Origin of the sequence: Blautia faecis, assembly GCF_027662325.1 — a bacterium.
Taxonomy (GTDB): domain Bacteria; phylum Bacillota; class Clostridia; order Lachnospirales; family Lachnospiraceae; genus Blautia_A; species Blautia_A faecis.
In genome coordinates, this window is the sequence record NZ_JAQDKY010000059.1 from 1 (window position 1) to 5,569 (window position 5,569).

General features: G+C 44.2%; 4 protein-coding genes. 1 reads left to right on the forward strand and 3 read right to left on the reverse strand.

Going from position 1 to position 5,569, the window contains the following annotated elements:
* The first annotated feature begins 99 nt into the window (after window positions 1-99).
* The gene (gene glpK, locus PGQ38_RS17960) at window positions 100-1,608 is read left to right on the forward strand and encodes a glycerol kinase GlpK (protein ID WP_148461715.1); all 1,509 of its coding nucleotides are present in this window, start codon (window positions 100-102) and stop codon (window positions 1,606-1,608) included.
* 293 nt (window positions 1,609-1,901) lie between these two features.
* Here glpK and PGQ38_RS17965 read toward each other — a convergent pair whose 3' ends face one another.
* From PGQ38_RS17965 to PGQ38_RS17975, 3 genes are all read right to left on the reverse strand, one after another.
* Window positions 1,902-2,984, reverse strand: coding sequence for a PucR family transcriptional regulator (locus tag PGQ38_RS17965; RefSeq protein ID WP_270432961.1), 1,083 nt, complete (start codon window positions 2,982-2,984; stop codon window positions 1,902-1,904).
* A 224-nt stretch (window positions 2,985-3,208) separates the two neighbouring features.
* The gene (locus PGQ38_RS17970; protein ID WP_118582627.1) at window positions 3,209-4,321 is read right to left on the reverse strand and encodes an ABC transporter ATP-binding protein; all 1,113 of its coding nucleotides are present in this window, start codon (window positions 4,319-4,321) and stop codon (window positions 3,209-3,211) included.
* Between the two features lie 135 nt (window positions 4,322-4,456).
* Window positions 4,457-5,356 (reverse strand): damage-control phosphatase ARMT1 family protein, encoded by a 900-nt coding sequence (locus tag PGQ38_RS17975; RefSeq protein ID WP_173717465.1) that lies wholly within the window; start codon window positions 5,354-5,356, stop codon window positions 4,457-4,459.
* Between the last annotated feature and the right edge of the window lie 213 nt (window positions 5,357-5,569).

The following is a 5,569-nucleotide window of genomic DNA, read 5'->3' on the forward strand; positions in this document are numbered from 1 at the left end:
AGAACTTTTCAACACATTAAATAACAAGTTAAGGTATTTTCTTGTATGTGAAAATAGGCTATAATATAAATAATTCAAGCAAAGTAAACGAGGTGTACTATGGGAAAATATATAATGGCATTGGACCAGGGAACTACCAGTTCCAGATGTATTTTATTTGATAAAAAGGGAAATATGTGCAGCGTAGCACAGAAAGAGTACAAACAGTATTACCCGAAGCCAGGCTGGGTGGAACATGATCCGAAGGAAATCTGGTCCTCCCAGATTTCAGTGGCTACAGAAGCCATGAGTAAGATCAGTGTAGATGCAGAGGATATTCACGCTATCGGAATCACGAATCAGCGAGAGACTACGATTGTGTGGGATAAGAAGACAGGAGAGCCGGTTTATCCGGCAATTGTATGGCAGTGCCGCAGAACAGCTGATATGATTGAGAAGATGGAAAAAGACGGCATGTCAGAGTTGGTTCGAAAGAAAACCGGTCTGATTCCGGACGCCTATTTTTCTGGAACGAAACTGAAATGGATCCTGGATCATGTAGAAGGTGCCAGAGAGCGTGCGAAGAATGGGGAACTTCTCTTTGGAACAGTAGATACCTGGCTGATCTGGAAATTGACAAAAGGGAAAGTTCATGTGACGGATTACACCAACGCTTCCAGAACCATGCTTTTTGACATCCATGAGAGAAAATGGGATAAAGAGATTCTGGAATACCTGGATATCCCAGAGTGCATGCTGCCGGAAGTGAAGCCAAGCAGTTGTATTTATGGTTATACCAATGAGAACCTGATCGGGGGCAGAATCCCAATTGCCGGGGCGGCAGGAGACCAGCAGGCAGCTCTTTTCGGACAGTGTTGCTTTGAGTCAGGTGATGTAAAGAATACATATGGTACCGGCTGCTTTATGCTTATGCATACAGGAGATAAGGCAGTAGAGTCAAAGAACGGACTTCTTACCACCATTGCAGTGAAAGCAGACGGAACACCGGGATATGCCCTGGAGGGAAGTGTTTTCGTGGCAGGTGCTGCTATTCAGTGGCTGAGAGACGAAGTGGGAATTCTGGAGAGTTCCCCGGATTCTGAGAAATATTGTCTGTCAGTGCCGGACACAAACGGCGTATACGTGGTTCCTGCGTTCACAGGTCTCGGTGCACCATACTGGGATCAGTATGCAAGAGGCGCTATCCTTGGTCTTACCAGAGGCGCAGGAAAAGCTCATCTGGTGCGTGCCACGGTAGAGTCCCTGGCCTATCAGGTACACGACGTTCTGGAAGCCATGGAGAAGGATTCTGGCATTGATCTCAGCGCTCTCCGCGTAGACGGTGGCGCCAGCGCCAATAACTTCCTCATGCAGTTCCAGGCTGACCTTCTCGACACTCAGGTAGTCCGCCCTAGCTGCATCGAAACCACCGCCCTTGGCGCCTCTTATCTTGCAGGGCTCGCCACCGGTTTCTGGAAAGACGCCTCCGAAGTAAAAAGCAACTGGCAGATCGGCCGTCAGTTCACCCCACAGATGACAGAAGAGGAGCGTAAGAAGAAGCTGAAAGGGTGGAAGAAGGCTGTGAAGTGTACGTTTGAGTGGGCGAAGGATGAAGAAGAATATAAGTAAAAAATGCCACATAATCAGGAATTTATTTTTACACTTTACAATAAACGTGTGATTTAAAATCCACTTTAACATGTATAATAAAGAAAATAGATCTGACCATAGAGCAATTTCAGGTTTCCCAGAATCTCCTTTCTGCTCTATGGACAGTCTTTCAAGAAAGTAGCATTTACTTTGATCAAGACAGTTACTTTGAATAGGAATCAGCAGCTGACAGAAGAACAGAGTCGGCAAATTGAAAAAGCCACTAAAAGAGAAATTGTTAAGTTAAAAATGATTGTTTAAGAGGGGGAATTTTATTCTGCTTTCTTATACTTAATATAATTCACCACCATCATCGCTAACTTAAACGTTAACGCATCCTCAAAGGTTCGGATATCCAGCCCGAATTTTTTCTGCAGCTTTTCGAAGCGGTACACCAGTGTATTTCGGTGTACGTAAAGCTGTCTGGAGGTTTCGGAAAGATTCAGGTTGTTTTCGAAGAAGGTGCGGATGGTAGCGAGTGTTTCGTCATCAATAGAATCCAGAGTTTCTTCTTTGAAAAACTCATCGATAAACATCTCGCAGATCTCCACCGGCAGCTGATAGATCAGGCGACCGATTCCAAGACGGTTATATCCAAACACATTCTTGCCAGTATAGAAAATCTTGCCCACTTCTAAGGCAGTACGTGCTTCCTTGTAAGCATCCGGGAGCTGCTTCAGGTCATCTGCAATATTGCTGTAGGAAACCCAGGCGGAAGTCATGGCCTCTGTATTCAGCATGTCCACCAGCATATGGGCAATATCATCCAGATCGGAATAATTCTCAGAAGGCTGGAGTTCACGGAGAATAATAATTCCGGAATCGTCGATAGCAGTAATAAAATCTCTTGTTTTAGCTGCAAAAATATTACGGATGGTAGCCAGGGCATTTTCGTCCTTGCTCTGTTTGGTCTCCACCAGGAAAACAGCACGCCGTACAGTGGTTGTGATATGAAGCTTTTTCGCACGGTTAAAAGCGTCTACCTCAGAATAGGAGCCAAGGAGAAGATTCTGCATAAATACGTTTTTGTCGCTCTTTTCCATGTAAGCGGTAAGCAGGCTCTCAATCTGGCAGACAGCCAGTTCCCCGATGGTGGAAGCGGCCTCCGCATTTCCCCATACGATCAGGATATACTGAAGCTGGTGACTCTCTGTCACTTTATACAGCCGGCAGTTCATATTGGAAATACACAGCGCCTCATCTTCCTTAAATTCTTCCAGCTTCTCTTCAGATGGAAGGGCTCTGTCGCAGGTGCTGATATAAATAGTGTTATCTAAATTTACAAGGCAGAAATCCAGATGACTGATATTCTTCCAGTCTTCCAGACATTTCTGGAGAATCTGAAGTAATTTCATAGGTGTGCTCCTTTAGTAGAAAAGTAATAAAGTTTGCTCAAGGTGTGCGTACACACGAAGCGCGTCCGGCGTCTGTGGCTTGGACTTGCTAAGTGTCCGGGTGTGCATTCGCACTAAATTCGCACTGCACCTGTGGGCTTACGCTCATTAAGTGCTCATAGTATACCACAAAAAAGCCCCAGGGGAAAACCCCTGAGGCCTAACTAAATTCATCCTTCTAAATATTAGTTGCAGATAGTAAGCTCTGTCTCTTTATCGAAGAAGTGAGATTTCTCCATATCGAATGCGAATTTGATTGTATCGCCTGTCTTGGAGTTTGTACGAGGATCAACTCGTGCTGTAACCTGAGTTCCGTTTACATCGAAGTACAGGAATACTTCAGCACCAAGAAGCTCATAAACTTTAACTGTAGATGTCATTGGAACGCTTGGAGAAGCTTCGATGAACATCTGGGAATCATGAATATCCTCTGGACGGATACCAAGAACAACTGTCTTGCCAACATAACCGCCGTCTTTCAGCACTTTCGCTTTCGCTGCCGGGATAACAATGTCATACTCACCAACTTTAGCAATAAGGTCGCCGCCTTTTTCAGCAATCTGAGCGTCAAGGAAGTTCATCTGCGGGGATCCCATGAATCCTGCAACGAACAGGTTGCCTGGCTGCTCATAAAGGTGCTGTGGTGTATCAACCTGCTGAACAACACCATCTTTCATAACAACGATTCTGGTACCAAGGGTCATAGCCTCTGTCTGGTCATGTGTTACATAGATGATTGTTGCGCCCAGTCTCTGATGGATCTTGGAAATCTCGATACGCATCTGAACACGAAGCTTAGCATCCAGGTTGGAAAGAGGCTCATCCATAAGGAATACCTTAGGATTACGAACGATAGCACGTCCCATAGCAACACGCTGTCTCTGTCCACCGGAAAGAGCCTTCGGTTTACGATCAAGAAGTTTCTCAAGGTCAAGGATTCTGGCTGCTTCTCTAACAGCTTTGTCAATCTGATCTTTCGGAACTTTACGAAGTTTCAGACCAAATGCCATGTTATCATATACTGTCATATGAGGATACAGAGCGTAGTTCTGGAAAACCATTGCGATATCACGGTCTTTCGGCTCTACATCGTTCATAACCTTGTCACCGATCTTTAATGTACCACCGCTGATCTCCTCAAGACCTGCGATCATACGAAGTGTTGTAGATTTTCCACATCCGGATGGTCCAACGAAGATGATGAACTCTTTGTCTTCGATTTCAAGGTTGAAATCTTTAACTGCCTGGAAACCATTCGGGTAAGTTTTGTTAATGTGCTGTAATGATAAGCTTGCCATGATTTTTCCTCCAAATTTCTCAATTAATTATTATAATCAAAATTGTTTCGATGCTTTTTTCATCTGATGTTAGTATAGCGAAAACCACCCAAAAGGGCTAGGGCAGAATCGTACAAACTTTTAAACAGTTTCTTGTCAATCTGACGAAAAAGCAGTAGCCTTTGGCGCCCGCTTCTCATTTATGAACATTCCTTGTAGTAATTTTGCATGAAAAAGCTGTTGAAACCAGTCGCATTTGCACAAAAACAGGTAGTAGATGTTCAGTCCGCAGCCATGCAGAGTCTCGTAATTTCCCTGACCTTTGGCAATGATCACGTCAGCATTATATAGAAGTTCTCTGGCGTGGGTACTGATCCCGTGAAGCCAGGTACCGCCTACGTCGTTTCCGTTTCCAAGTACAGGCACAACATCAGTAAGACCGCAAAATTCAGCGTCCTCCATGGTTGCGTCATTTCCAGCGGGCAGTCCGCGTACTAATGCTGTGATCCGTATATTTGGAAATATCTTTTTCAGAATCTGGATGGCAATTTTGTCCAGAACGATCTCACCGCAGTTATCGGTAATATATACAACATTCTCTGCCTTTTTCATATCCTGGCAGAATTGACGATATTCCTGTTCGTCAAGATCATCCTTGTTTTCACTTTTAATAAGAGAAAGTGCAGTTTCCTTGCTGACTTCCGGAAGCGCCGCAAAGTCGATATAGTTGCCGGTGCGGGCATAAATAAGTGCGGCTTTTAAGGGATCTTCTGAATAACGGATAGTGGAACGAAGCTCAGCTTCCAAATCCAGCATAAGCTGGTCATATTCTTTGTTGATCCGGGTGAAATCTTCCATAGGAACGCCCCAGAAGGAACAGTAGAATTTCTTCAGTTCTGTGGAGATGCTTGGAACGCAGTCGTCATCCTTTGGATGTTCAAAACGCTGGCGGATTGCTTCCATATATTGTTTTTTTCTGTCTTCGTCGTTAAAATGACGAATTTTTGCTTCCTGTTTGCGTATCTGACAGGCCATACATTTTGAATTTAATTTCATTCGTACCTCCTGAAAATAAGTTGCTGGCTAATTTTTCAATAACATTATTGAAAGATGCCAGGGCAAAAGATATTTTGACATTCACATCATTGAAAGAAACTATAATTAATGAAATGAGTGTCAAAAGGTCTTTTGGCACTCATTTGATACCCGGATTGCTACGCAGCTGCGCTGCTCCCGCAATCCTTCAAATATTCGAAATCCGCTGATTTA